Source organism: Citrobacter sp. RHB20-C16 (genome assembly GCF_013890155.1).
Classification (GTDB): domain Bacteria; phylum Pseudomonadota; class Gammaproteobacteria; order Enterobacterales; family Enterobacteriaceae; genus Citrobacter_A; species Citrobacter_A amalonaticus.
The window spans coordinates 1,471,045-1,497,417 of the sequence record NZ_CP057630.1; the positions used below are offsets into that span (position 1 = coordinate 1,471,045).

At 51.8% G+C, this 26,373-nt stretch carries 20 protein-coding genes; 14 read left to right on the top strand and 6 right to left on the bottom strand.

Annotated elements, in window-relative coordinates:
- The first annotated feature begins 4 nt into the window (after window positions 1–4).
- The 12 genes from HVX64_RS07155 (at window position 5) to HVX64_RS07210 (ending at window position 11,918) form a co-directional block, all read left to right on the top strand.
- Entirely contained in the window at window positions 5–238 is a 234-nt protein-coding gene (locus tag HVX64_RS07155) for a hypothetical protein (RefSeq protein ID WP_063137172.1), read from the top strand.
- A gap of 1 nt (window position 239) precedes the next feature.
- Complete coding sequence (locus HVX64_RS07160) at window positions 240–590, top strand: hypothetical protein (RefSeq protein ID WP_181825359.1); 351 nt, start codon at window positions 240–242, stop codon at window positions 588–590.
- Between the two features lie 2 nt (window positions 591–592).
- On the top strand, window positions 593–1,057 hold the full coding sequence (locus tag HVX64_RS07165) for an HK97 gp10 family phage protein (protein WP_181825360.1): 465 nt from the start codon (window positions 593–595) through the stop codon (window positions 1,055–1,057).
- Entirely contained in the window at window positions 1,054–1,437 is a 384-nt protein-coding gene (locus HVX64_RS07170; RefSeq protein WP_032648620.1) for a hypothetical protein, read from the top strand. Before HVX64_RS07165 ends, HVX64_RS07170 begins: the two co-directional genes overlap by 4 nt.
- A 62-nt stretch (window positions 1,438–1,499) precedes the next feature.
- The gene (locus HVX64_RS07175; RefSeq protein ID WP_181825361.1) at window positions 1,500–2,243 is read left to right on the top strand and encodes an Ig-like domain-containing protein; all 744 of its coding nucleotides are present in this window, start codon (window positions 1,500–1,502) and stop codon (window positions 2,241–2,243) included.
- A gap of 57 nt (window positions 2,244–2,300) precedes the next feature.
- Entirely contained in the window at window positions 2,301–2,972 is a 672-nt protein-coding gene (locus HVX64_RS07180; RefSeq protein ID WP_181825362.1) for a DUF6246 family protein, read from the top strand.
- A gap of 12 nt (window positions 2,973–2,984) precedes the next feature.
- Complete coding sequence (locus tag HVX64_RS07185; protein ID WP_181825363.1) at window positions 2,985–5,927, top strand: tail protein (tape measure); 2,943 nt, start codon at window positions 2,985–2,987, stop codon at window positions 5,925–5,927.
- Window positions 5,927–6,421, top strand: a complete 495-nt coding sequence (locus HVX64_RS07190; protein ID WP_181825364.1) for a hypothetical protein — start codon at window positions 5,927–5,929, stop codon at window positions 6,419–6,421. Before HVX64_RS07185 ends, HVX64_RS07190 begins: the two co-directional genes overlap by 1 nt.
- Entirely contained in the window at window positions 6,421–6,891 is a 471-nt protein-coding gene (locus tag HVX64_RS07195; RefSeq protein WP_046401571.1) for a hypothetical protein, read from the top strand. The genes HVX64_RS07190 and HVX64_RS07195 overlap by 1 nt, the downstream gene beginning before the upstream one ends.
- Complete coding sequence (locus tag HVX64_RS07200; RefSeq protein WP_181825365.1) at window positions 6,884–7,303, top strand: NlpC/P60 family protein; 420 nt, start codon at window positions 6,884–6,886, stop codon at window positions 7,301–7,303. Before HVX64_RS07195 ends, HVX64_RS07200 begins: the two co-directional genes overlap by 8 nt.
- Window positions 7,263–9,767 carry a host specificity factor TipJ family phage tail protein gene (locus HVX64_RS07205; protein WP_181825366.1) on the top strand — a complete coding sequence of 835 codons (2,505 nt, stop codon included), beginning with the start codon at window positions 7,263–7,265 and terminating at the stop codon, window positions 9,765–9,767. Before HVX64_RS07200 ends, HVX64_RS07205 begins: the two co-directional genes overlap by 41 nt.
- A gap of 57 nt (window positions 9,768–9,824) precedes the next feature.
- The gene (locus tag HVX64_RS07210; RefSeq protein ID WP_181825367.1) at window positions 9,825–11,918 is read left to right on the top strand and encodes a hypothetical protein; all 2,094 of its coding nucleotides are present in this window, start codon (window positions 9,825–9,827) and stop codon (window positions 11,916–11,918) included.
- 13 nt (window positions 11,919–11,931) lie between these two features.
- Here HVX64_RS07210 and HVX64_RS07215 read toward each other — a convergent pair whose 3' ends face one another.
- Window positions 11,932–12,981 (bottom strand): acyltransferase, encoded by a 1,050-nt coding sequence (locus HVX64_RS07215; protein WP_181825368.1) that lies wholly within the window; start codon window positions 12,979–12,981, stop codon window positions 11,932–11,934.
- 178 nt (window positions 12,982–13,159) lie between these two features.
- Between HVX64_RS07215 and HVX64_RS07220 the strand changes: the two genes are divergently transcribed.
- Window positions 13,160–13,549: a S24 family peptidase gene (locus HVX64_RS07220; RefSeq protein WP_174578803.1), complete on the top strand. Its 390-nt coding sequence runs from the start codon at window positions 13,160–13,162 to the stop codon at window positions 13,547–13,549.
- A gap of 326 nt (window positions 13,550–13,875) precedes the next feature.
- Here HVX64_RS07220 and HVX64_RS07225 read toward each other — a convergent pair whose 3' ends face one another.
- The 3 genes from HVX64_RS07225 to HVX64_RS07235 all read right to left on the bottom strand — a co-directional run bounded on the left by HVX64_RS07225 (window position 13,876) and on the right by HVX64_RS07235 (window position 23,826).
- Entirely contained in the window at window positions 13,876–14,070 is a 195-nt protein-coding gene (locus HVX64_RS07225) for an Hha/YmoA family nucleoid-associated regulatory protein (RefSeq protein WP_044256733.1), read from the bottom strand.
- A gap of 101 nt (window positions 14,071–14,171) precedes the next feature.
- Window positions 14,172–20,405: an autotransporter outer membrane beta-barrel domain-containing protein gene (locus tag HVX64_RS07230; protein ID WP_228530477.1), complete on the bottom strand. Its 6,234-nt coding sequence runs from the start codon at window positions 20,403–20,405 to the stop codon at window positions 14,172–14,174.
- Between the two features lie 3,085 nt (window positions 20,406–23,490).
- Entirely contained in the window at window positions 23,491–23,826 is a 336-nt protein-coding gene (locus HVX64_RS07235) for an HAD hydrolase-like protein (protein ID WP_231622283.1), read from the bottom strand.
- A gap of 183 nt (window positions 23,827–24,009) precedes the next feature.
- Between HVX64_RS07235 and HVX64_RS24280 the strand changes: the two genes are divergently transcribed.
- Window positions 24,010–24,108: a DUF4942 domain-containing protein gene (locus HVX64_RS24280; RefSeq protein ID WP_323135229.1), complete on the top strand. Its 99-nt coding sequence runs from the start codon at window positions 24,010–24,012 to the stop codon at window positions 24,106–24,108.
- Window positions 24,109–24,245: 137 nt separating this feature from the next.
- Here HVX64_RS24280 and HVX64_RS07240 read toward each other — a convergent pair whose 3' ends face one another.
- Both HVX64_RS07240 and cusR read right to left on the bottom strand, forming a co-directional pair.
- The gene (locus tag HVX64_RS07240; protein ID WP_044256700.1) at window positions 24,246–25,685 is read right to left on the bottom strand and encodes a Cu(+)/Ag(+) sensor histidine kinase; all 1,440 of its coding nucleotides are present in this window, start codon (window positions 25,683–25,685) and stop codon (window positions 24,246–24,248) included.
- Window positions 25,675–26,358 carry a copper response regulator transcription factor CusR gene (gene cusR, locus HVX64_RS07245; protein ID WP_044256698.1) on the bottom strand — a complete coding sequence of 228 codons (684 nt, stop codon included), beginning with the start codon at window positions 26,356–26,358 and terminating at the stop codon, window positions 25,675–25,677. Before cusR ends, HVX64_RS07240 begins: the two co-directional genes overlap by 11 nt.
- Between the last annotated feature and the right edge of the window lie 15 nt (window positions 26,359–26,373).

The window sequence follows — 26,373 nt, forward strand, 5'->3', positions numbered from 1 at the left end:
AAATATGGCAACTATCAGGGCCAGGAAGATTAAAGGAATTGCTTACGATGTTAAATGCTGTATCGCTGGGAAGGATGAGCAGTTTACCGGGGAGACAAGCAATCCTAATTACATCGAACTGTTTTTGAGTATCACCAATGGCAACCCATCCTCGGTATTTATTCCTGTCGGAAACGACCGCTACATAAGCGTCAAAACCATCGAATCAATATTCATCACGAAATTGCTTGAGGACTGATATGTCGGCAACCGCGAACTGGTCATACACGGCCACGGCGACCATCTGGCGAAAGCTGGAAGGCAATGACGAATACGGCGATCCACTGGGCTATGCCGAGCCAGAGCAAATCCTCTGTGATTACGAGGGCGGGCTCAGCAAGAAGTTAGCCAGCCTTGGCGCTGAAATCGTCGTCAAGAACACCGTTTGGACAGAGTTCGCGCTGGCGGCTGCGGGTGATTACTTGCTGATTGGCGTGTCTACCGAATCCGACCCGGTTGTGGCCGGTGCCGACGAGGTACGGCAGGTTATCCGTTACGCAGACACGTTCGAGCGAGTGGCGGATGATTACGCCATTCTGACGGGAGTGTAGCCATGGGCATCAAAGTAAAGGGCATCAGCCAGGCGAAGAAGCACCTGAACGATGTCATCAACGACGTTAAGGGGCGCAAGGTAATCCGCGCGTTGCAGTCAGCGATGATGCTTATCGGTACCCGGGCGGCATATTACACCCCGATCGACACCTCAACGCTGATTAACAGTCAGTTCCGGGAAATCGACGCTGGCGGCGTGCTCATCACCGGGCGCATCGGTTACTCAGCCAACTATGCCGCGTACGTTCATGAGGCATCAGGCAAACTGAAAGGCCAGCCGCGCGCGAACTTCGGCGTGACCAGCAACAGGTCTGAGTTCGGCCCGCAGAAACCGAAAGAGTTCGGCGGAGGCACCGGAAAGGGCAACTACTGGGATCCGCATGGTGAGCCGCAATTCCTGACCAAAGGCGCAAATGACGAGCGCGATAACGTTGACGCGGTGATGCGCAAGGAGCTTTCGCTATGACACCCATGATGCACGAGCGGGTGCGCAACATGTTCGGCGACGCCGGGCTAACGGCCGGGTTCACGGTGCAGCAGCTGATGTACGACGACCCGGGAGATCTGTCGAAGGCGATCATGGTGTTCAGGCCTAACGGCGGGTCGAATATTCGGACTGATCTCGGCTCTGAGTATCACGTCCTGGTTGATGTCGTCGGCGCGAAGGACAAGCGCAAAGACGCGCTCAATGCCGTGCAGCGAATCGTTGATTACGTCCAGGCCAACCCCATGGCTGACGAGTGTGTCGGCTACATCCAGAACATGGGCGCAATTCCCGCGCCGGTGCTCACAGAAGAAGGGCGAATAGTCTTCCGACTCCAGTTCGCCTGCACTTACGGCGAATAGCCATACCAACCAAATAACCCGCTACGGCAGGTTTTCTTTTATACGTCAAAGAGGAGTTTCACATGGCTGATTGCCAGAACTCGAACGAACGCCTTTTCGGTGGCGCAGTCGTGCTGGAAGTTGCCGATGGCTGCCCGGACGTCAAACCACTCGAAGCTGAGTGGATGGCGCTGGCCGCTGGTACGTCGAAAGGCTTCGACTTCAACCCGAACTCGGTTACCTCTGATGCGGATGACGGCGGCGGCTATGTCGAGACCATCATCACCAACAGTGACTTCACCCTGAGCTTTGAAGGTGAGGTGCGCAAGAAGGACAAGCTTGATCAGTACGGTGTTGGCAAGTTCATCAAGTATTTCGCTGACGAGCTGAAGGCCAAGCGCCAGCCAGGCATCTGGGTGCGTATGGACTACGGCCCGGTCGAATTCATCGGCTACATGAACATCACGGCGCTGAGCTCTGACGGCGGTACCAACGATATCGTAACGTTCTCTACCGAGTTCAAAGTCGGTGACGCGAGCACTATCGAAGTGAACGAAATCACTGCTGTTGCGGTGACTGGCGTGACGGTAACCCCGACAACCAGCACCGGTACGGCAGGCGGTACCAGCACCTTCACGGTGAATATCGCACCAACTGGCGCTACCAACAAAGACTTCACTGTAGCGACTACCGATGCGACTAAGGCAACGGCTACCGCCTCAGGCAACACCGTTACCGTGACGCGTGTCGCCACAGGCAGCGCGCAGATCATCATCAACACCGAAGACGGCAACTTTGTGGCCGTGCATACGGTTACTGTTACCTAACGGACATTCAAAAGGGCGGCGTGCTGCCCTTGATAATGACCGTTTACTGGAAGCCCTATGACCGCTTTAACCGATATTGGCGAACTCTCTATCAGCGACAGCCGCGAAGGCGGGAAAGATTACCTGCTTCGACCTTCATTCGAGGCGATGACCAGGATCGGCACTCCGGAAGAGATTGTGCAGGCGTACGCCACCATCCACGGCAATGATGTCGCTCAGCTCATTGAGGTGTGCGCAGGCGCGCTGGGGCGTTTTCCTGACTGGCTTTCTCCATCATTCAACCGCGCTGCTGAGAAGCTGTTATCAACGTGCATGCTGGTGCTGCAGGCGTGCTGCGATGACGATCTGACGCCGATGATTGGCGAGTGGAAGGGTTGGCGACACTGCGTTGTTTACCGTCCGGGCCAGATGCCGAAGAACGACATCATCGTGCTGGCGCAGCACCTCATGCAGCACGGCGTCGTCGGAAAAGCCAAGGTTCGCCAGCTGCAGCGCCACGAAACAGGCGCCAGAACGAACGAATTTAAAGCCTTCGACTACATCAGCGCGGCACGGAGCCACTTTGAAATGAACCGCGCAGAAGCCTCGCAGTTAACGATGACCGAATTTCAGATGCTGTTGGCGGCGAAATATCCTGACCAGAAAGGCTTTACTCGCGAAGAGTACGACAGCATCGCCGACGAGTACCTGGCTAAACAGGCCGCACGCAGGGCAAAAGCAAAGCAATAACCGGAGAATGACATGGCAGGTGAGAAGAACGCCGGTAGCATCGTTTATGAAATCAGCGCCGACGTTGAGCCGCTGCTGCAGGGCGGAAAACAGGCCATTGATGCTCTGGACAAACTGGATGCTGCAGCCCAGCAGTCCGGCAAGGGAATGGATAACCTCGATCAGAGCGCATCACAGACCGGGTCCGCGTTTACTGAACTGGCCGGTTATGCCAACTCCATGGACAACCAGCTACGGAAGCTGAACACCAACGTGAGCGGCATCGCCCGCGCAATGGAAGAGGCCCGCAGCGGTACCGGCGGCGCGAGCAGTGAATTCAGTCGAGCAGAATCCATCATCGAAGCGCTGGGTAACCAGCTGGCTGTGCTGGACGAAGCGCAGGAGAATGGCGCGCGTAGTGCCGCAGTTCTGGCTGCGCAGTTGCGTGCCGGGTCGAAAGCGACAGACGAAGAAAAGCAGAAAATCGGCGAGCTGACCGGCCGTCTGTATGACATGAAGACTGGCGTTGAAAATGGCGCAAAGGGAACTGGCAACTGGAAAACCAGCATGCAACAGGCCGGGTACCAGGTTCAGGACTTCATCGTACAGGTGCAGGGTGGACAGTCTGCGCTGGTGGCGTTCGCCCAGCAGGGCTCGCAACTAGCTGGCGCATTTGGTCCTGGCGGTGCCGTGGTTGGGGCCATAATAGCGCTTAGTTCAGTCCTGGCTGGCGTGCTGATTACTTCGCTGAATGGCGGAAAGAACGCCATGGACGCGCTGAAAGACGCAGCTGAGGCGATGGATAAGGTGATCACCATTTCCTCGCAAGGCGTGGCCGCGCTTTCAGACAAGTATGCTGCACTGGCGCGCGTAAATGCTGACGTGGCTACTTTGTTGCGGAATCAGGCACTGCTGGAGTATAACCAGGCCATCTCGAAGATACCTAAGGCCATTAGTGACGCGTCTGATGCATTCATTACGTTAGGCGATCGCGCACTCGCGGCGGTCGGCGGGGCGTCTCCAAGCATCAAGAAATTCAACGATGAGCTTTCTGCGCTTGGTGTTACCACCACAGACTGGAGCCAGGCCATTCAACAGGCCAACAGCCAGGGTCAATATGCCTCTGGTATTGTGAACTCGCTGTCCTCAACGGTGAGCACGCTTTCTTCTCGTCTGGGCATCAGCAAGCAGTCAGCGTTTGATCTGGCAAGAGAACTATCAGACCTGAGCAATAACCCTTCACCGGAAGCACTTCAGGAACTGGCGAAAAAACTCCAGGAAATGCAGTCCTCATCCAAAGATGGGCAGTCAGCCATTGCTGAGCTGGCTGGTAAACTTGTCGATCTGGCGAGAGAAGCAGCCAACGCGAAGATAAACGTCGACAGCCTGAACAAGTCCACTGACAACCTCACGGCCGGGCAGAAGAACCTCATCAAGCAGTCTGAGCGAAACCTTGCTCTGTCGAAACTACAGGGCGAGGCCCGCGCACGCTTGCAGGCGCAATACGCCGCCGAAGATGCCGGGTTTGCGAAGGATGATCCGCACGCGAAGCAAATGGAAGACGATGCTGCAGCTACGTACAAAAATACGCAGGCGCAGAAGTCGCTTCAGTCAGAGCAGAAGAAGGGCGCGTCACAGGCTGATTCTATTGCCCAGAAGCTGGCGAACCTGAAACAGCAATCAGAGCTTGCCGCTGACTCAACGAATAAGCTGAGTCGCGAGCAGGCCATCCTGACTGCGCAGCAGTCGCTCGGGAAAGGAGCCACTAAAGAGCAGATAGCGCTAGCCGGTCAGTATGCGGCAAAAAAATGGGATACAGCCAACGCCATCAAAGCTGAAGCTGCAGCCCAGAAGCTTCTCCCTGAAGCGGCTGAGAACGCCAGTTACAAACAGGATGTTGAGGATCTGAATACGGCGCTGGCAGCGAAGAAAATCAGCCAGGAGCAGTACAACCAGACCTCAGAACGACTGGCGGCAACGCACCAGGCTAACCTCGCGAAAATACAGGCACAACAGGCTGTAACGCCACAGCAAGAGGCTGTCGGCGGAGTTGACCCTGTTCAGCAGCTGGCTAACGAGAACGCCAAGAAACTCGCGCTTATACAGTCATACGAGCAGCAAGGGCTGATTACTCACCAGAATGCCATGGCATTACGTGCTGCAACTGACACGCAGTATGAGCAGGCGCGCATCGCTGCCCAGTGGGAGATTTTCCGCAACCAGAGTATGGGTAATGAGTTGCTGGCCGCGAGCTTTGACTCTCTCGCAGGCAACGCTTCCAATGCCTTAACCGGCATCATCACCGGTAGCATGTCGGCGCAGGAGGCAATGCAATCTCTCGCCAGCAACGCCCTGAATAGCCTGATTAACGGCTTCGTTCAGATGGGCGTAGACTGGGTTAAATCTGCCGTGATGGGTGCGGCTGCACAAACCTCAGCCATTGCCACAACTACTGCGGCGCAAACTGCTGGTTTAGCGACAACCACTGCGGCAAGCACCGCGGCGGCCACGACAACAATGGCAGTCTGGACGCCAGCTGCAGCCGTCGCCTCAATCGGTTCTTTCGGCGGAGCTGCGGCGATCGGTATTGCTGCCCTTATCGCGGCTATGGCGTTGGCTGGAGGTCTGGCTGGTAAGCGTAAAAACGGCGGCCCTGTTGCAGCCGGCTCGATGTACCAGGTAGGTGAGGGCGGCATGCCTGAAATCTACCGTGCCAGTACCGGAAAACAGTACATGATCCCCGGAGATAATGGGCGTGTCATTAGCAATAAACAAATGAGTTCCGGTGGTGGAGAAAGTGGAGGTGTGGTTGTGAATATCAACAACTATACCGGTGCCTCTGTGGACGCTCAGGCTACTCCTGATGGTAATGGTGGATGGACGGTTGAAGCGTTCATTTACGACATGGATAACGGAGGCCCGGCAAGTCAGGCAATTCAACGAAATCATCAGGCACCACGTAAAGCGAGGGAGTAATGGCAATACCATATCCAGACTGGCTACCGCTGGCGCAAAAAGGAAAGTCACCAACAACCGATACTGGTTTTCGCACGGATCAGCCAACGGTCGGTGCGCCGATATTCCAGAAACTGACTGATGACCTGAAAACGTCGTTCTCGCTGACATGGATATTCACGCGCGACCAGCACCGGGCGTTTATGCAGTGGTTGCGCAGTCCGAACTACCTGGACAACTGCAACCAGTGGTTCACGATGCCTGTAGGTACCGGAACCGGAGATACAGGTATTGAGGTGCAGGAGTTGCACTTCATCGCCTGGCCATCATGGTCGCAATCAGGTTCAATCTTCACATGGAGCGGTGACGTTATCGCACGTGAACTGGTTAACTCTGATGACGACTTCGACGACATCATTGTTGAGCTTCCGCCTCCGTGGGCGTCATGGCTGGACATTATCGTTACCGGGTATCCTGACGATCGCGACCCGGAAAGTCTCCCGAGGGCGCCGTAATGCCTACATTGCGAGAATTTCAAAGCCAGCGACCGAACCGGATCCTGTATGAAACCATCACCTTCTACAACGAGACATTCGGGTATGTGCGTCTGGTGAATAACCAGATATTCCCCAAAACTCTTGGCGGGCAGGTGTTCACGCCGTGCCGGATGGAACTGACGGAAAGCCAGCAGAGCAATACGCCGGTACTCGACAGCACGGTTAAGTTCAGCAGACTTGCTCAGGACTTCAAGCAGAAGCTGAAACTCTGGAAAGCGCATGCGCGCATCACGCCGATCTCCGCAACCTACCAGGTGTTTGATTCCGCAGATATGAGTACAGCCATTAAAACATGGACGCTCTATGTGTCTGACTGTTCGATGGATGACAAGGACGTCACATGCAGTCTGACGCGTATCAATCCGCTTAACCGCAACGTCGGCCGCCTGTACACCGTCGAAGAATATCCGGGGCTTCAGAATGTCTAAAGACGACTTCCTTTCACGCGTAACCGGTATCCCCTGGCAGAACCGAGCCTGCTCTTTCGAAGCCGCGGATTGCTGGGGGTTAGTGGTGCTTTACTACCGGTACGTTCTCGGCATTGAGATACATCAGACGGCTGACTACGAAAGCGGTAGTGACTTCCTGACCTGTTACGACAGTGATGTTGTGTTCTGGCGCCGCACGGAGTCTTTCTGTGATGACGGTATTTTCGTCGCCTGGGTCGGCAGCCAACCAGTACATGTCGGCATGATTGTCGACGGGCGAGTATTACATAGCCGCGGTGAAAATGGTCATGTCAGGTCAGACGCGATCCGCACCATTCAGAAACTATTCACCAAAGTGGAGTTCTATTCTTATGCCGGTAATCGAAATTCAGCGAGTACCAGGGCTGCCTAAAGACCGGGATGTCGTCAAAGCTGGGACGGTGTTTTCTGAATGGCTGGAGCAGGAAAGTTTTCACCGGGACATACGCATCCGCGTAAATGGAACTGAACTAGGACCTGATGATGAACTTGCATTTCCACTGCAGGAAAATGACAGAGTAATCATCTTTGATCAGCCTAAAGGAGGCGGCGGGCTGATCGGGACAATACTTAACCCACTTGAGCACTTCAACCCTATAAAGTTCACGCAAAAAATACTGTCCGGTCTGATGCCAAAACCTAATACGAGCGCATCAAGTAGCAACAGCAAAACATCACCGAATAACAGCCTGAAAGGGCAAACAAATACCGCACGTAACGGTGAGGCTAAACCTGATAATTTCGGACAGGTGCGCGCGTTTCCAGATTTGGTTCAGGAGTCAATGTTCGAATATGTTCTTGGAGGCCAAGATAACTCAGGAATTAAATATGTAACAGAGATGATGAATTTCGGAATAGGGGTTTATGACATTTCCTCTGTCAGGTTTTCAGAAACAAATCTTGGGTCAATGGCTGGCGCTACCTATACCATTTATCAACCTGGGCAGGTTATTCCCTCTGTAACAGAAGGGTATCAGTTTGACGATGTTGACGGTCAGGAAATGCCTGGGCCGAATGAAAATGATGCAGTTCCTGTCGAGTCAGCCAGCGCAAATACAGTAATCAGTGGCACATATGCGGGTGGCGAGATAGCGATAAAAATCGTGAAACAGTCAGATTTTGACTATTTCACTGGATTGATTTTGCCTCATCCAGTTACTTTCACCATAAATGTGACGTATCCGATTCCAGATGGAACAAAAACGGAAGATGTGACTATTACGGCAAGCCTGTCTGAGTTTGCAGAAACCAACAATGGGGCCGTAGTAAACCCTGTTTACTATTACACATTCACATTCAATGAACTCTCAGGAACGACAGTACCTGTAGAGAATGCAACCATCAACACGACGAAATTCATACTAAACGATAACGGAGCATTGGTCGTTGGTCCATTTATTTCACCGATTAGATCAAGTCAGATATGGGCACATATTCAGGCTGGGTTCGTGGGAGGGCAAACTGCAAATTTCGAGATGACTCTATGGCAGGTTGATGATGAGAATGGGCAAATTCCAGGGACCAGTCAAACCATAGCATATCAAATAAAAGCGGGGTCAAAGGGTGTATCACGAACTTATTACCGCACTTTTAAGGTTGTCCCAACTGCTGGATATGGGCGATACGCTGTTTCTGTACGTCGTGTGAATAATAGTTCAAATAATAACAAACTACAGCTTGAAGAAATTCATGCTGTCAACATCAGGAGTAACGTTGTTCATCCTGATGATACCACTGTAATGATCAGGGTTCGGGCAACTGAAAACGCCACAGGCAGCAGGGACAGGAAATACAATGCTCTAATCACCCGGCACGTTATCAGCTACAACATGACGACCAGACAGGTCGATTATACGATCCGTCCTTCACGTAAGTTCGCCGATATCGCGTTGCATAACTGGCTGATGGTTGGCGGACAGTCTGAGTCAAGCATTGATATTTATGGGTTGTATCAGATTCAGGCAGAGATTGATGCTATCGATCCGCGCCTTGGGTACTTCGATTACACTTTCGATGATGAAGACGTTTCCCTTGGTTCAAGGATGGAAACCATCTGCGATGCTGCCAGCGTCACTGTCTATGATGACAACGGCGTTTTGTCGTTTACCCGTGACAGTAAGAAAACCTCAGCAGCGACAATCTTCAACCGCTCCAACACAAAGTCAGACCGGTACTCACTGTCATACGACATGACGCTACCTGGTGGATATGACGGCGTAGAAGTGCAGTTCCGTAACCCGGACACGAACAAGCAGGATTTCGTTCGTTACCGCATTGTTGGAAATAGCATTGTGGAAGGGATGCCGACGAAGGCCAAAAAGTTCGAGATGCTATACATCAGGAACAGGTATCAGGCCAATGAGCGCGCTCTGCGTGAGTGTAAGCGTCTCATCTATTCCAGGATGACTATGGCTATCACAGCTATGGCAGACGGTGAGTGGGTGAACGTCGGAGATATGGTTCAGGTCCCGGACACTTACGATACCAATCAGCAGGCCGGTTACATTGTCTCTCGATCAGGTAACGACTTCGAAACCAGTGAGCGTATTAATTTCTCTGGCTCGATGTATGTGCAGATCACAGATTCATCCGGCGCTACAACGGCCCGTTTTCCGGCTTCACCTCGTTCAGATACACAGTTTGGATTTACCGCAGCAGTTCCCGTCATACCACTGAACCTTTACGACGGGTTCGACGTTCAGTCGCCATCACGGTATGTGATTGCCACATCCGAGGAACTGGACGCTGGGCAATGGACCATCACCGCCAAGCAACCTGATGGACAGGGCGGCACAGCAATTACCCTCGCTGAGTACAGCGACCTGATTTACTCGTAAAACCAATCCCGACAACCACAACCCGGCCATTGCGCCGGGTTTTTTTATGGAAAAAATATGGCTACCCAACCAACTGATTTGCCAGTTCCAAGTGAATCTCCGCGCGACCTGAAGTTTAACGCAGGGAAGATTGATGAGTTCGCCACTTCGATGGGGTGGACGTACACGGACCGATTCGGAGCCGAGCATTACACCATAGAGGGATTAAGGTGGCTGGCTCAACAGGCTATCGCGCAATTCGGTTATATAACAATGGATAGCTTTGAAGATGGCAATACTCTGACGTTGCCAAATCAGGTTCTTCGCTTAGAGGAAAACGGAGAATACTATCGCTGGGATGGTGCGTTTCCAAAAGTTGTGCCTCCAGGATCCACCCCTGATACAACGGGAGGAATTGGTGCAGGAGCCTGGCTTAGCGTAGGTGATGCGACCTTGCGAAGCCAGTTGAATAATGTATTCACTGACGTGGCAAGTCTGAGAAGCTCAAAAAATATTAATGTTAATATTCCTGTCCTGCTTTCTGGATACTACCTTGGCGTTGAAGGTGGCGGTGGGGAATTTTATGTTGATGAGTCAGATTCGGTTACATCAGATAATGGCGGGACTGTATTTGTAAACGCTACTGGACAACGAATCAAGAGAACTTTAGATGGTGTATGTCGTTGGTCAGACTTCGGAATTCTTCCAGGCATGCCGGTAGCGCCTACAAAATCGCAGTGTGAAACTGTCTGGGCGTGGGGTTTTGCAAACGGATGTACCCGGTACGAAACCTTCCAGAAAGGCGAAATGACGTTCACTTTCCCTCTGTTGTTTCAGGTTCCTGCTGACTGGACCGGCGGGGCGGTTAGCTTCATTGCCGAAGGGCTACATAAGTTTGCTTATGATTTCACCAATGGTGCTACTGATGACGTGGTTGAGATCATCCTCAAACTTGAAGACCTGTCAGGGAATACACCCATCCATACTATCTATAATTTCGATAACATTGGCATGGGGCGATTTCCAGGGAAAAACATTCGCTATACAGCACTTCGACACACATCAGCTAAAAACTCTGTAATTAAGGCTAGAGGTAAAAATAACTACGGATACGGCGTGTTTCTTGCTAACAGTGATAACAGCATTGTCTACGCAGATTTATATAACTGCAATGGTCAACTTCTTGTTACTTCTCCTGCTGGCTCTTATGACAATTTTGGTGACGGGGTTTATATTGGCGCTAAGAATGTGACAATTGAGAACCCAGTTATCGTTACGACAGAAGGCGGCAGGGCTGGAATAGTGTATGAAGGTACGTCAGTTGATATGGTAGGTGGTACAGTTATAAGCCCACGAATCGTCGGATACGATCGCGGAATTCATATCGAGACTGTTGGTTTCAGAATGGATGCGGTTAATATCATTGGCGGTAGATTGCAGGACTGCAATACGTCAATACTGGTTTATAACGGTGTTACAACTGACATGCAGAGCGATCTATCTGTTATTGTAAAAGGCGTTACATCTCGAAGAGACAATGCGGTTTCTGAGCATGCCAATGCCGCTAACTTCTCTCAGGGTCACTTCATGGTTTCTGGTGTTAACGCTCAGATAACAACAGAGGGTTGTTCATGGCAGAACCATGTTAACAATATCACTGTCGCTGGCAATGGAAAGTGGATTAGCGATGGCGATCGAATGTTTTCTAACTCAGGAGGTATAAAACTGCCTTTTACTCGCGGAAGCGAAATACGCAATCTTTACGCACCAACAAACAGAAACCTGTTCAATAGTAATGGTGATGTACGCTTCAGGGATTCTTTTTGGGGTGGTGACATTAGCATTACTGGTGGTAATAAAACAATTATTGATAATGTAGAAATGTCTAGACAAGGAGGTTTTGCAAACTGTGGTCGTATATCTTTAACAGGAGCGGCTAATAGCTCAATATTGAGAAACATTATATTTCAGTTTCCTGATTCATGGGCTATTGATAATACGCAAACATTACAAGTACCAACCTGCCCGATAATTGAAAACATACACATATCAAGCTCAGCAACAGGAACAGCAACCCTCCAGAGAAACTCAGAATCAGGAGCTAATAATAGATACAGACGATCTATGCCGTCGTATATATCGAATGGCACAACGTGGACAATAGTCAGTTAAACATAATAGCCCACTATATGTGGGCTTTCTTTAAATACCTTGCCAGATAAATGGCTCTTTTCTCTATTGCAACATGTATGACCCACGATACAAATAAACAAATTGAAAGAACAAGCAACATGCTTGCAACACCTTTATTTGAGTAAAACGGCATCTTGAATGAATGCAAAAATAGCAAGGTAATTGGATGCGTTATATAAAATGTATAAGATAAGTCGCCAAGTTTATTTAGCACTTTGCTGTTGTTTATAGGCGATTTCTGTTCAATTAGTATCGCAGAAATAAATATAATCGAACAAGGGATGGCAACCCCTAAAGGACCGTGACCTGTCAGTTGGTAAAGCATTGATACAGCAACAAGAGAGGATGTATATAGAATAAATGGGCTTATAAATGATAAATGTCTTCTGATCTTAAATACGAACATGCCAAATACAAATTCAAGCATCATTGGAGATGCGAGTATTTTAAGTACAATAATATTGTCGAATATTATACCGTTATTTCTAGCGTATGCTGACAGTATTGATTCCCTGTCTGACAGCATAAATAATACTATGAATGTGATAGTTATTATTGCACCACAAATCTCAGCTCTGTATTTATGACTAAACGTCATTGACACCATAAAGATAAAATAAAATAAAATTTCAAAAGTTAAAGTCCATGCCGTGCTTATTAATGAAAACCCAAAAAATGGCGGGACGGCTGTTGAATCGTATGGAATAAGTAATAATGATTTTAACACCACGGAAGCATTAATTTCTTTTGCTCCTGTAATCATAGTAACACCCATCATTAGAAATATTCCAAACCAGTATGTTGGAAATATTCTAAAAAAACGCTTCAATGCAAATGATGATGCCGAACCATCCTTTTCAGTTGATAGCAAAATAACAAACCCACTAATCATAAAAAAAAGGTCAACACCAAAATAGCCATTACTAAACAGTAAGCTACCCAAATTAGATTGCGCATAAACGCCATTCAGCATAGCTCTTTCATGATAGAAGAAAACCATTAGAGCTGCTATTCCGCGCATGTAATGTATAGACTTAATCATTATAGTATCCATAAAAAAATCAGCACAATATTAGCAGTAACCATATGAAATTCAATGCTTCGTTAGTCAATTATAGATAATAGTGTGAAATATTTTTTCAGTTCCAATCACCTGCTACTTGATCTGTAACGCAGATTGGTAATACTGTATAAATAAACAGTATATGGAGGTGCATGCCATGGGATTTCCATCACCAGCAGCAGACTACGTAGAGCGAAGCATATCGCTTGACGAAAAATTCGTTGAACATCCAGCATCTACATACTTCATGAGAGCAGGGCAAACATACTGGCGAGAAGGCATCCAGAATGGTGCCTTGCTGGTCGTGGATAGCTCACTAACACCATGTGATGGTTCTCTGCTCGTCTGTAGGATAGATGATGAGTTAAGGATAAAGCGTTACCGTATTCACCCAAAACCGCACCTGGTGAATCTGGAGAACGGAAAGCGTGAAGATATACCAGGGCAGACTGGAGACTACAATGTGTCATCTCCGGTATTCGGAGTGATCACCTACATCATCAACGATGCGCGATCAGGTGAGTTTGATGATTGTCCGGTGATGTGAGACAAAAATGGGACGCAAAGGCTTTTATATGCCTTTCGACCGATTTCTATCTTTTTAGAAGGTGGGACGTGTGAGCGCCGTGGTGATGGGGTAAGTTACTGTTATATTAGATAGTCCTAGGAACTTCTAAGCCGTCGGTCACAGGTTCGAATCCTGTAGGGGGCGCCATTTCGAAGTCAATGTACCTCTACTGAATTCGCTTTTTATCCGTTATATTCCCTGAAATGAGAAAAAACTCCCTGTCGGTGTTAATCCTGATATATCTCTGGATGAGGCTCGCCTGAAGCGAGAGGACGCCCGGAAGGTATAAAAAGATCACCTCTTTTTTAACGAACCAGCGACCATACGGCTGCCGGCACTTTGTCATACAGGGTGTTCGTTATTATCTCCGCCAGTCGATGGTCGGCTGCTGCGTAAAAATTCACCAGTTCATCGTTATTTTTTTCGATGACTTTATCCAGCGTTGCCTGACAGGTACATTTCCTTAACTGGAAAAGCCATTCCTGCTTTGTTTTTGACATCATCTCTCTTCCTGATAAATGCATATTCCTGATTACGGCTCCGGTGATTTCACGAAAAACGGAGCCGGGTTTCCCGGCTCCGCCTATTTCAGACACATGACTTACCAGCTGTATTTTACCCCCACCATGCCCTGGGTATCACTGTAGCCTTTATCGCCCATCTGCACACCCACGTTGCCCCACACGCTCAGATGGTCGCTCAGCTTGCCTTCCACCCCGGTGCGGACTTCGCCCAGATTACGCGCGCCATCGCGGCTGACTTTTGTCCCGTCCATCTTCACGCCCCAGGTTTCCGTATTGTGGATCCAGTTCACTTCCACGAATGGCTGGAAGGTACGCTGTTTACCGTCATCCATTTTGTGGTGACTGCTCAGATACGTTCTCACCCCGAGCCGAGTCTGAATATTGCCGTCGCCCTGCGTTTCGATGCGGGTTCCGTCTTTACGGCGATGCGCATCATCCTTCACGCCCATCCAGGTGACCTGCGCCTGCGGCTGCACATACCAGGTGTTCAGTGTGCCCTCGCTGCCGTAAAACTCTCCGGCTTTCAGGGTATAACCCGCTTCGACGGATGCGGTCAGACCTTTCGATTTGTAGCTGTCGCTGTCCCGGTGGTCTGATTCCACGCTGCTGTCAAACCAGTTGTACAGCATCCAACTGTCCACATACATGCCGGTTTTGTCCGCATCGTTCTGGTACCAGGTGCCGTACAGACCGGCGCTGTAGCCGCTGACGCGTCCGTCAGAGCCGTAGCCAACACGGTCGCTGCGGGTGTTGCTGTGCTCGTTCGCATAGCCGCCCATCACGCCCAGGTGCCAGCGGTCCAGTCCGTCAGAACTCCACTGCGCGATGTCGCCACCAATCTGCAGCACATAGCGGTTGCTCTGTGTTTGCAGCTGGCCGTCACCGGAAGATGAACGTTCGTGACCGCCGACGTGGCGCATCCACATGCTGCTGACGTTCTCCTCACCGTTATACAGCGCATCGGTGTACTGCGGTTCACCGAGACGGTCATGCAGGCGGTGGTGAAACAGCGTGTTGGCTGCCGCGATATTGCTGATATAGCTGCCGGCTTCCGGGCGCAGCGCGTCCGGGGCGGTCGGATCGACTACCGGTGGTGTCGGTTCCGACGGGTCAACGTCAATCGGATCTGGCTCATCCTGCGGCGGTGTGCTGTCTTTCCATTTACTGGTCAGGTACCAGTTCTTCGCCGCTGCTCCGGCCCCTTTCGCCAGGGTATAGACGTAGGCCCCGGCTTCCACGGTCCCGGTGGTCAGGGAGAAGCTCCCCGCTGAGTTGCCGTCGACCTGGATGACCTCGATACCGTTCACCGTCTGTGCACCGGTCCCGCCGGTATTGGTCACGCTGACACGGGTATTGCCAGCCGTGTCGCCCTCTACCGTCAGTTTGTCCGTCACTGAGCTGTCATCGCCAAGTACGGTGTTGAGCGCCAGCAGACCGTTGTTCCCGGTGTAGTTGCCGTTCACCGTCAGGGTGTTACCCGGCGTTCCGTCTTCACGGGTCAGCAGGACTGAGCCGCTGTTGGTCAGGCTGCCGCCGACCAGAAAATCGGTCATCTGCATGGTACCGCCCTGCATGACATCAACGTTCCCGGCGGTGCTGCCGTAACCGGTGAAGGTGCCTCCGTTGTGCACGTTCACCAGCCCGCTCGCCATGTCCACCGCAGAGGCCGCGTCGCTGCCGAGCGCCAGTTCGCCGGCGTTGATATCCGTGGTGCCGGTGTAGGCCGCAGCGTCCTGCGTCAGGGTCAGGGTGCCGGTGCCGGACTTCGCCAGGTCGCCGCTGCCGCTGACGCTGTTACTGAGCGTCCAGTCACTGGCGGTGTTCACCGTCAGTTTACCCTCATCATTCACCGCGGCGGTGCCGAGGTTGTTCTGTTCACTCACCGTCAGGTTGCTGCCGCTGTCGATGTTAAACAGCCCGCTGAAGGCGCTGTTGTCACCGGACAGCTGCGCATTCGTGCTGTTCGTCGCATCGACGTTACCGGTGCCGCTGATGCTGTTCGCCAGCATACCGGTTGTACCGTCCAGCGTCAGGGTCCCTTCATCGGCGATGGCCCCGGTACCCGCACCCTGAGCATCGTTGATGACGACTTCCGCACCGCTGCTGATGGTGGTGGTGGCGCTGAGATTGCTGTTGGCACCGTCGATGGACAGCACGCCGCCGTCCACGTTCAGCTTACCGCTGCCGGTCAGGCTGCCATTGCTGTAGCCGCCGTTTGCCAGGCTCAGCGAGCCGCCGTTCACGTCGAGGACGGAATTAACATCGCTTGCCAGCTGACCTGCCATCTGCACAGTGCCGTTCAGGTCCGCTTTCGCGTCGCTGTTAATCGCCAGTTTTGCGGTGTCGCCCAGCGCGCCGTCCACGTCGGTACGTAGGGTGCCGCCCACCACGGTGGTGCTGCCGGTGTAATCGTTGCTGCTGTTCGACAGCGACAGCACGTCGCTGTCGGAGGTGATGACAGTCAGATTACCGCTGCCGGTGATGCGGGCAGACTGGTCTGCTGCCGCGCCGGTGGCCCCCGGGGTTCCGTCAAGGGTCAGGGTCTGGTCCTGCAGCAACTCAAGCTCTGTCAGGCCGTAGTTCACGTACAGGCCGTCACCTGGTGCGGTGGTCAGGCGGTAATCGTAGGTACCTTTCGCCACGGTGTTCCCGCCCTGGGCAATATCGACCTGCATCGCAGCCGGGATGTCGAGGCCGTACTGGTCCACAAGTGTCAGGTTACCCCCGCTGCCGGTGACGTTCGCTGCGCTGACCAGTTGTACACCAACGTTGGCGTCATCCTGGGTCATCAGGGACGAGGTGGTGTCCGTCGCTATTTCCGGTACATACGGGTCGGGAATGTTCACCTGTACCGTGCCGCTGCCTGAGGCATCCAGCGTGTTCACCGTCACATGGCTGGCGGCCACGATGTCATGCGGCGCGGTGGCGTTAAAGGCCATATAGCCGCCCTCAAAGCTGAGCCCGCCAATCGCCTGTTCACCGTCACCCACCGTGGTGAAGCTGCCGGTATTCACGTTCAGGGTGGCATTCGTCATGGCCGTGGTGTTCACACCGTCAAGCGACAGGGTCGCGTTGCTCAGGTCCACGGTCCCGGCGAAGGTGCTGCCGGTGGTGGTGGCAAAGTTAAACGCCGCCCCGCTGGCATTCACCGCCATGGTTCCGGTGCCGGTCAGTCTGTTGGTGAAGGTGCGGTCAACGGGACTGTTCACCGCCAGAACCGAGGTGGCATCGATATCAAACGCTGCGCCACCGGTGGGTTTACCGCCCAGCGCATAACCACTATTCAGCGTGAACAGGGACGCCTCACGCAGGTTCACCAGGTTGTAGTTGTTGATTTGCGTACCGGTGCCGTCCATGGTGAAGCCTTCAGTCACCCCCTTAAAGAACACAGTGGCGTTACCGCTACCGCCGTTCAGGGCGTTAAAGGTGTTGCCGTTGCCCAGTACGGTGACCATATCCACACCCGCAGAGCCGCTGACGGTGTTCACATCCGCGCCGTTTGTCAGCAGGACAGTGTTGGTGCCGTTGCCGTTGAGCGCAATGTTGCCGCCCACGATACCGTCGTCCACCGTCACCGCGTTATTGCCGCTGCTTGTGGTGATGTTGTTACTGACGGTGCCGGTGTTGTTCACCGTGGCATTCGCCCCGTTCATCACCACGTCACCGTTAATCAGCCCGGCGTTGTTCATCGTGGCATTTGCCGCGCTCATCGCCAGCGTCGGTGTGCCGGCGGCGGAGGCGGTAATCACCCCGGTGTCCGCGTTGGTGAAGGTGGTGGCATTCGCCGTATCAACCGTGGAGGCCGTGGCACTGGCCGATTCCAGTATGCCGCGGTTGGTGGCAGACGTGACGCCGCTGCCCAGTTTCAGGGCAGGGCCGCCCGCCGCGTTGCCCACGGTGACGTACGCCGCCGTGTCCACAGTGCCGGTGGTGTTGGCATAAATGCCGGTACCGCCCGCGCCGGTGACGTTAATGGTCAGGCCGGAGGAGCCGGACAGGTCGAGGTTACCGGTGGTGGCGCTGCCGTCGGCATTTTCGAACGCAATCCCCTCACCGTTACCGCTGACGGTGATGAGACCGCTGTTGGTTTTGTCGATGGTGACCGCGGTACGTACCCCGGCACCGTTCGCCACGTCAATGGTGGTGTTCGTCAGTTGCAGGTCGGTCAGGTTCGCGGCGTTCTCAATACCGTTCCCCGTGGCGCCTGCCGCGTTAACGATAATGTGTGCCCCGTTCACATCAAGCCCGGTGGCACCGGTGCTTACCAGCACACCATCAGCCGTGCCGCGGGCTTCAACCGTGCCCACGCCGCTGCCGACCAGGTTCAGCACCCCGGCGGCCAGGTTGATGGCCGCAGTCCCGTCCGTTGCCAGCACGGTGCCGCTGTTGGTCACCGAAGAGGCCTGCCCCTGGTCACCGGCACCGACATACAGTGCGGTACCGTTAGCGGTGATATTGCCCCTGTTACCGACTTCACCGCCCAGCACCTTCACCGCCGTTGATTCGGTACCAGTGAGGACAATGTCGCCGCTGTTATCAAGGGTACCGCTGTTCTGCGCGGTAAAGGCAGTGGCACCGTTGACCGAAGAGGTGATGGTGGCCGCGTTGTTCAGTACTGCCCCACTGTTGGTGGAAATCAGCGAACCGTCAGAACCGTAGGTGTTGCCGTCCACAATCCCGGCGCGTGCGCCGGTGCCGGTCAGGGCAAGCGAGGCACCGCTTTCGATGTCAATGGTGGCCTCGCCGGAGGCAATCACCCCCGTGGCGCCTGCGCCGCTGATATCCAGCGCACTGCCGCTGCCGATCGTGGCGTGGGTTCCGGGGCCGGTGGCATAGAGCGCCGTCGCTTCCTGGCCGCTGGCCGCCACCTGGATATCGCCGTCCATTGTCGCCCCGTCTTCGAGACGGAACAGGGTGGAACGCGTTCCGGATGCATCCAGGATGGTACTGGCCGGTACATCAGTATTAATGGTGGAGCCAGCACCGGAAATGGCAAACAGGATCTGGTCGGTGGCCGACTCAGAGAAGTCCGGCGTGGCGGTGCCGGACAGGTTCACCGTCGCCCCGTCAGAGGCGCGGACCCCGATGGCGCCGTCGCCGTTGAGGGTCACGGTGCCGCCGGTCATATTCACGGTGGTTTGTGCGCCGCTGGCACGGATGCCGGTGGTACGGTTTGCTACATTGCCGCCGTTAAGCACAATATTGCCCGAGTTGTTGACCACGGTGGTGTGGGTGCCGGTTGCATCCTTCGCCACGATACCGGTGCCGCCTGCACCGATGGTGATGCTGCCGGTATTCCCCCCACGGGCACCCGCTTCAACCAGCAGGCCGGTGGTGTCTTCACCGGTGAAGGTGATGTTGCCGGCGTTGCTGATTTCAGCGCCATTACGGGCAATAAACCCGGTCACCGCATCCAGCGCGGAGTTGAGTGCGGCTTCCGTGACCAGCAGGGTGCCGGTCCCGAAGCCCGCGGCCCCTGCTGCCAGCGCCGCATTGGCCAGTACGCCGGAAACAGGCGTGCCCAGCGCGTTACCGTTGATATCATAGCCCTGGCCGTCAACAATCCCCGCCACTGCGCCTTCGGCAGTCATGTTGATGATGGCGTTCGAAGTGATTTTGCCCTGCGCACCGCCCTGGACCAGCACGCCGGTGGAGTCTTCACCGGACAGGTTGAGGGTCATGCCGCCGGAATTAAAGGCAGACACATTGCCGCTGGTCGCGTCTTTACCATTGGCAACAATCGTGGTTGACCCCTGACCAGAGGCAGTCAGTTCCGAGGCTGCACCCGCACCACCGGTGAAGTCAGCCCCGCCGTCCACGCGGAACAGCACGGAATCCTGGGTGCTGACATTCTGGGCACCAGTGCCGTTGTTGATGATAGAGGCAGTGGGGCCGTAGACATAATAGCCGAGTTGGTTGGTGCCACTGGCAAAGTTAATATCTCCGCTGCCGGATAACGTAACAGAGCCACCATCACGGGCATGAACACCTATTGCACCATCACCGCTCATATTGATCTGGCCAGAAATATCGACCTGAGAACCGTTACCTTCTGACCAGACGCCATAGTTGCGCAGGCCGGTTGAGGTATCTGCTCCGCCAGCAATATTAATATCGCCTGATAAAGAAGCTTTACCGCCGGTAAGCGCTTTAATACCGGTATTATTAACGCCGTTTAGGTTGATAGTACCTGAGCTGGCTACGGTACCTGCAGTTTTACTGAGGGAATAAATACCAATACTTTCAGAAGGAACAAATTCACCGTCACCGCCGTTGCTGTTAACGTCAATCACGCCGCTATTTTGCAGCAATGTCGTTCCATTGACCGCATACAGGCCATAAACACCATTGGCGGTAGTACTAAGTGTTATCGTCCCCTGGTTTTCGCCACTGCCTCCAGATTCGGTACGAATACCGGCACTTTCAGTATTTAGATAGGCTTTGCTACTTCCGTCCTGGGTATAACCTAAATTGATATGGCCCGTCGAGGTATTAACGAATGTAGTTCCGTTGAACGTTCTGGCAACATAAACATTACCGGACTGGAGCTTGTCGATTGAATTCGCCCAGTAACCAGTATTAATGATTCCCTCGTTTTCAGCGGAGGCACCGTTTGTTGTCGTTATTCCTGATACATAAGAGTTCTGGGCTTTATTCGTATAGTTATAACGTGGAGATACAGTGTATATCCCTTGCGCACTATTTTTAAACTGACTATTAGTGCCATCAACCTGGATACTAACATTTTGATATTCACCAGTTAAGACATTACCACCCAGACTCAAGAAACCATTGTTAATAAAGGATGAACCACTATTGACTTGGGCGATTTTACTGGTGCTCATCGCCGTGCCGTTATTGATAAATGTGGCGTTATGATCCAGTTGAATAAGTTTAAACGCAGGAGTGCTACTAACACTCACATCGATCGAGCCTCCTTCAGCAATAGTAATTAGAGCATTCTGACCATCTGCACGGAAGAACGCTGTATCAGGGTTTCCATAAACAGAAACATCAAATCCATCCGGAGACTGGGAGACCTGGTAAGACTGCGTGGTGGATATGTATGCTTTTTGCAGTTCACTCTGATAACTGGCGTAGGCTAATTCTCCTGATGACAATTTACTGACAAGCCAGTCATTCCATACTTTAAAGTCCGACAGGGAACTGACAGTATGTGATGTACCATCAAACGCGGTAAAAGTACCTGAATAACTGTCGCTCTGAATGTCTACTATGCTCGGTGTCGAATACCCAGATAAATCATCTACAAATCTGGCCTGGATTTTCTGTTGTGAAACCCAGTTAGCAGTAGATTTATTTGCTGTAGTACCGTCAACAAAGACGAGGGAACTGTCCCTTACTTCGCCAATGTTATACTCATTCTGATTCAATGCAATATTTGCAACGCCATTGGTGACCGTTGCCAGTCGGGTATCAATATAGGGGGTTGCATTCGGCAAAACAAACCTCATACCTGGACTAAAGGTATAGGCATCCCGTTCGTTAAATGCCTCAGAACTGTAAACCATGACAGTTTTGTTACTTGCGGTAATAGGATCATACACTGTCACTGCGGTGGTCAAACCGGGATAAATAAGTTTGTTTCCGACATAAGGTAATGACGTTACCGCAGAACCGCCGAGCGTTACGTTATAACCAGCGTCAATAATTTCTTGAAGGGTGGAAATTATCTGAAATGTGGCGCCTCCTGCTGTCCATGTGTTTACACCGGCAACAGACCACGTATTCCCGTCAGAAATGACAGCAGCCCCGTTCTGGTTATTATCTGTAGTTGGGGTCCATGCAGCACCAAGCTGACAATTAAAGGTGGCAACATCACAGGTGGCAGCAAAAGCTCCCGCTGACATTGCAGCCATCAAACCCGCCGCTTTCACTGACTTATTAACTGCACGTTTAATTTTTCCACGGCCTAACTCAGAGGTGACAACCCACTGCATCAGCGTGCTGTTCCATATAACGCGATAAATTTTGTTCATAATGGACACCTCTTATACCGTGCCAATACTGACTACACAGGTGTCGGCTCTGTCACTGTACTGAGCCTTCCCTGTACCACTACGCATCATTGGCGCAGTCTTTTTATTTGTCCGGATGAGATTATTGCCTCTTCCAGAGTAATTCTCCGGTACTGAAATCAGCCCCCAAGAATTATTGATATTGCGAATTTTTAGTTGTTCCATGCTATATACTCGTTGGTGATTTTTTATGTTTTTTTTGTTGTTCAAGCGAATGCTTTCTTTTCCGTAAGAGCGATAAAAGACTTCCGGTGCCTCTCAATATCTGAAGCACGAAAAAAAATAATCTTAGAGAGGGTAGTTATATTTCCTATTACCTACATTAAGGTTTTATATAAGGGGTAATGAAATGACATTACTGCCCTTACAGGCACCTGAACGGTGCCTGGTCGGCAAATATAACTACTCATTACGTATTGCAGTCTGCTGACAAACTGCATTCTCGGAGAATGGTCTACATTTCTACGACCTCTGTAAAATAAAACAACAAGGGAACAAATAAGAAAGTATCATAAAGACATTTTCTTTTTCTGTTTATGATATCGACACACTATCAGTTGAAATGGTTTTATGGATCTGTCCTTTTGCTATTCCCCAATAGCAGTTTTGCACTGTGTTAAAAGAGAGTCAAGCAGCGCTAAAATGTTAAAAAAGTAATATTAACGCAGCTGGACAAACCAGTTATATAATTCCTGGTGGTCGTTTTAAATGAGGGGCGTCTTTTCTGGAAATATCACTCACTTGCTCTTTTGAGGTTGAGATATTTGCATCTGACAATAAGAATATTACAAACATTAGATGAGGCTGGAAGTAGTCACTCGAGAGCACAATTTGCTAAAAAGTAATGGGCGTGGTTTGTAATTTTAATTTAAGTGATTGTATATAATGATATTTTTCTAAGTTGTTGTTATGAATTAATAATCTCCATTTTTATATCATGTAAAAAACACAACGTTATGATTGTATTATTCTTTTTTTGTTTTTTCGTTAGATATGAAAATTTGTTAAAAAAACAGTGTTACGAGAGGGTGGCAGCCGTAATTCGTAATCTGACCGGGTAAATTTTATAAAATTCAGATTTTTCTTTCTGAACAATAACCTGATAAAGGGGGACGTATCAGTAAATTAGCCTTATGCCATGCCCATTTTTTGTGTATCAAGCGTTTCTCATTGTTTCGTGTCGCTGCAACCCAGAACATTTCCATTCCGTTAGATAAATGGATGGATTATCAAGTCAGAAACCTCGGACAAAAAAGCCGGTGCGGTTCACCGGATCCCGTTCTTTGCAGGCCAACAGCACACGTCCGGATCCGCGCGAGAGGGAGACAATCCCTATTGCAATCAGAAAGGGTGAAGCCTAAGAACGGCCAAGGGATTCAATATCCTGCAACAGCGTGTCGATCGTGGCGCGCTCTGTGAAAGGTTCTGGCGCACCTTCAGGTGCTGTCAGCCCAACCCTGTTATGCCAGTACGTGGGCACTCCCACTTTTTGCGTCCCAAGCATGTCATAAGCAGAGCCTGCGACAAATATAGCCTCGGCAGGAACAAAGCCTGTATTACACAACGCCAGACGATACGGCTCAGGATGCGGCTTGTAAAAATCAGCCTGTTCGGAAGTCACGACGACATCGAAGGGAACGCCGACAAGATCCGCAGCAATTCGCCTGAGGCGCGCCGAACAGTTAGTGACCACACTTAATCCCATCAGCTCAGAATAGACCCTGTTAACCGATTACACTGACGTGATTTGCTCCACCAGCATTGAACGCATCATCACCGGACGTAATGCTGCGCTGAGCCTGACAGAAATCCTTATTCATCAGCTCAGTGATATTTTTGCACTCACCGACAGCATTGGCGGGGGCAACGCGAATGAATGACGACTGCGCACATTACCTTTAAGCGGTCAGAACTTGTAGAAAAACTGAATGACATTTTCACTAAGCATTATCCGGGGATACTGGTAGCGCGATAGTTCATTGTTACCATAACCGGGCTCGAAATCACGGGTGTTTTTAGCGAAATACGATTGTGGGCTTCGGCGTTTTTCGAACTGCTAAAAATGCTGTAATAACAATGGTTATATGGCCTGTATTCGAATCCGGTAGGATCTCAGACCCACTCTTTCGGTAAACTCAACGTAAACCGGGTCACGTTTACATCCGAAGTCACCGACACTTTTCCGTGGTGTGCGGTCACAATCGATTTCACGATCGCCAGTCCGATGCCGCTGCCTTCGCCTTTACGCTGGCGGGATGGATCCACGCGATAAAAGCGATCAAACAACCGTGGTAAATGTTCGGCAGGGATAGGTGTTCCCGGGTTTTCAATGATGATGTGCACCTGTTCGTCCGCCTCTGTCAGCCGGACGGTAATGCTCTGGCCCAATGGCGTGTAGCGCATCGCGTTGGAGAGGAGATTGCTGATCGCCCGGCGCAGCATACCTGAATCGCCGGATACCAGGCATGGACGCCCTTCAAAATGCAACCCGACTTCCCGTTCTTCCGCCAGCGCCTCAAAAAAGTCGAATACTTTACTGACTTCATCCGCCAGATTGATCGTTTTTTTCTCCGGGATCAGCTGGTTGTTATCGGCCTGCGCCAGAAACAGCATATCGCTGACCATTTTCGCCATATGGCTAAATTCTTCGAGGTTGGAATAGAGCACCTCTTCCAGCTCCTTCTGGCTACGGGGCTGGCTGAGGACAATTTCTGTTTGCGTCACCAGGTTGGTGATAGGGGTACGGATCTCATGGGCAATATCAGCTGAAAAATTGGACTGGCGGGTAAAAACGTCTTCGATACGCTCGATCATGTGATTAAACGAGAGCACCAGCCGTTCCAGTTCAATAGGCACCGACCGGGGATCCAGTCGGACGTCGAGATCTTTCGAGGTGATGTTCTGAATCTGTCGGCTGACGCTACGGATCGGTTCGTGGCCTTTATACACGGCAAACAGCACGATGAAAATGATCAACATGCTGATGATCGAGGCGGTCATGATGAGCTTGTTTTTCAAATCGTTAATGTAATGCAGGTGAAAATCGATCGACAGCGCCAGATACAGGGTATAGGCCGGTTTTCCGTCGATCAGCGGCCCGACCGGCAGGCGGATCATGCGCCAGCTGGAATGGGGGCCGTGGCCAGCCATCTGCATCGACGGACCATTAATCAAATAGACGTTGCCGCCCGGAACGGTTTTATCCACCGTGGCGCGGGCAAGAAACTGGCGGATATCCGGCATATGAGGGGAATGAAAGAGCGCCTGCTGGTTGGCATCTTCCAGCGAAATAATGACGTTTGAGTAACCGGCTACCACGTTTTTCAGGATCTCCAGACGGCGGGATTCCGGCTCGTCGGAGGGGCTAAGGATACGTTCGAGGGTGGCGCTGATTTCGCTTAAGTCGTTGATGTCCTGTTCGGCAAAATGCACTTTTACCGACTGAATCATGATCCAGGCAAAGGCAAAAAAGGAGGCAATGGTCACGAGGCTGATAAAAAAGGTCAGGCGCGTCGCCAGCGAAAAAGGGCGGGATAACCGCTTACTGACCATCTGGCACCTCAAGCACATATCCCACGCCACGCACGGTCTGAATCAGCTTAGGCTCAAAGTCGTTATCAATTTTGCCGCGCAGGCGCTTCACGGCCACGTCAATGGCGTTGGTATCGCTGTCAAAATTCATGTCCCACACCTGAGAGGCAATCAGCGAGCGGGGTAATACTTCTCCCTGGTGGCGCAGGAAAAACTCCAGCAGGGTAAATTCTTTGCTGGTGAGCGTGATGCGGGTACCGCTACGACTCACTTTGCGGCTCACCAGGTCAACGATCAGATCGGCCACCTGAAACTGGCTTTCGACGATTACCGCCGCCCCCCGGCGTAGCAGGGTTCTGACGCGCGCCAGCAGTTCGGCAAAGGCAAACGGCTTAACCAGATAATCATCCGCCCCTAATTCCAGCCCTTTTACCCGATGTTCAATCGTTCCCAACGCGGTAAGCAGCAGAATCGGCATGCCTTTATTCGCGGCACGCAGCATCCGGACGATATCCCAGCCGTTGACGTCGGGCAGCATGATATCAAGAACGAGCAGGTCGTAATCACCGGTCATCGCCAGGTGATAGCCGTTCAGACCGTTGTCAGCAAGATCGACAACAAAGCCCGCTTCCGTCAGCCCTTTAGTCAGGTATTCACCGGTTTTTTTCTCATCTTCGACGATCAAAATTTTCAACACATTCTCCTTCGC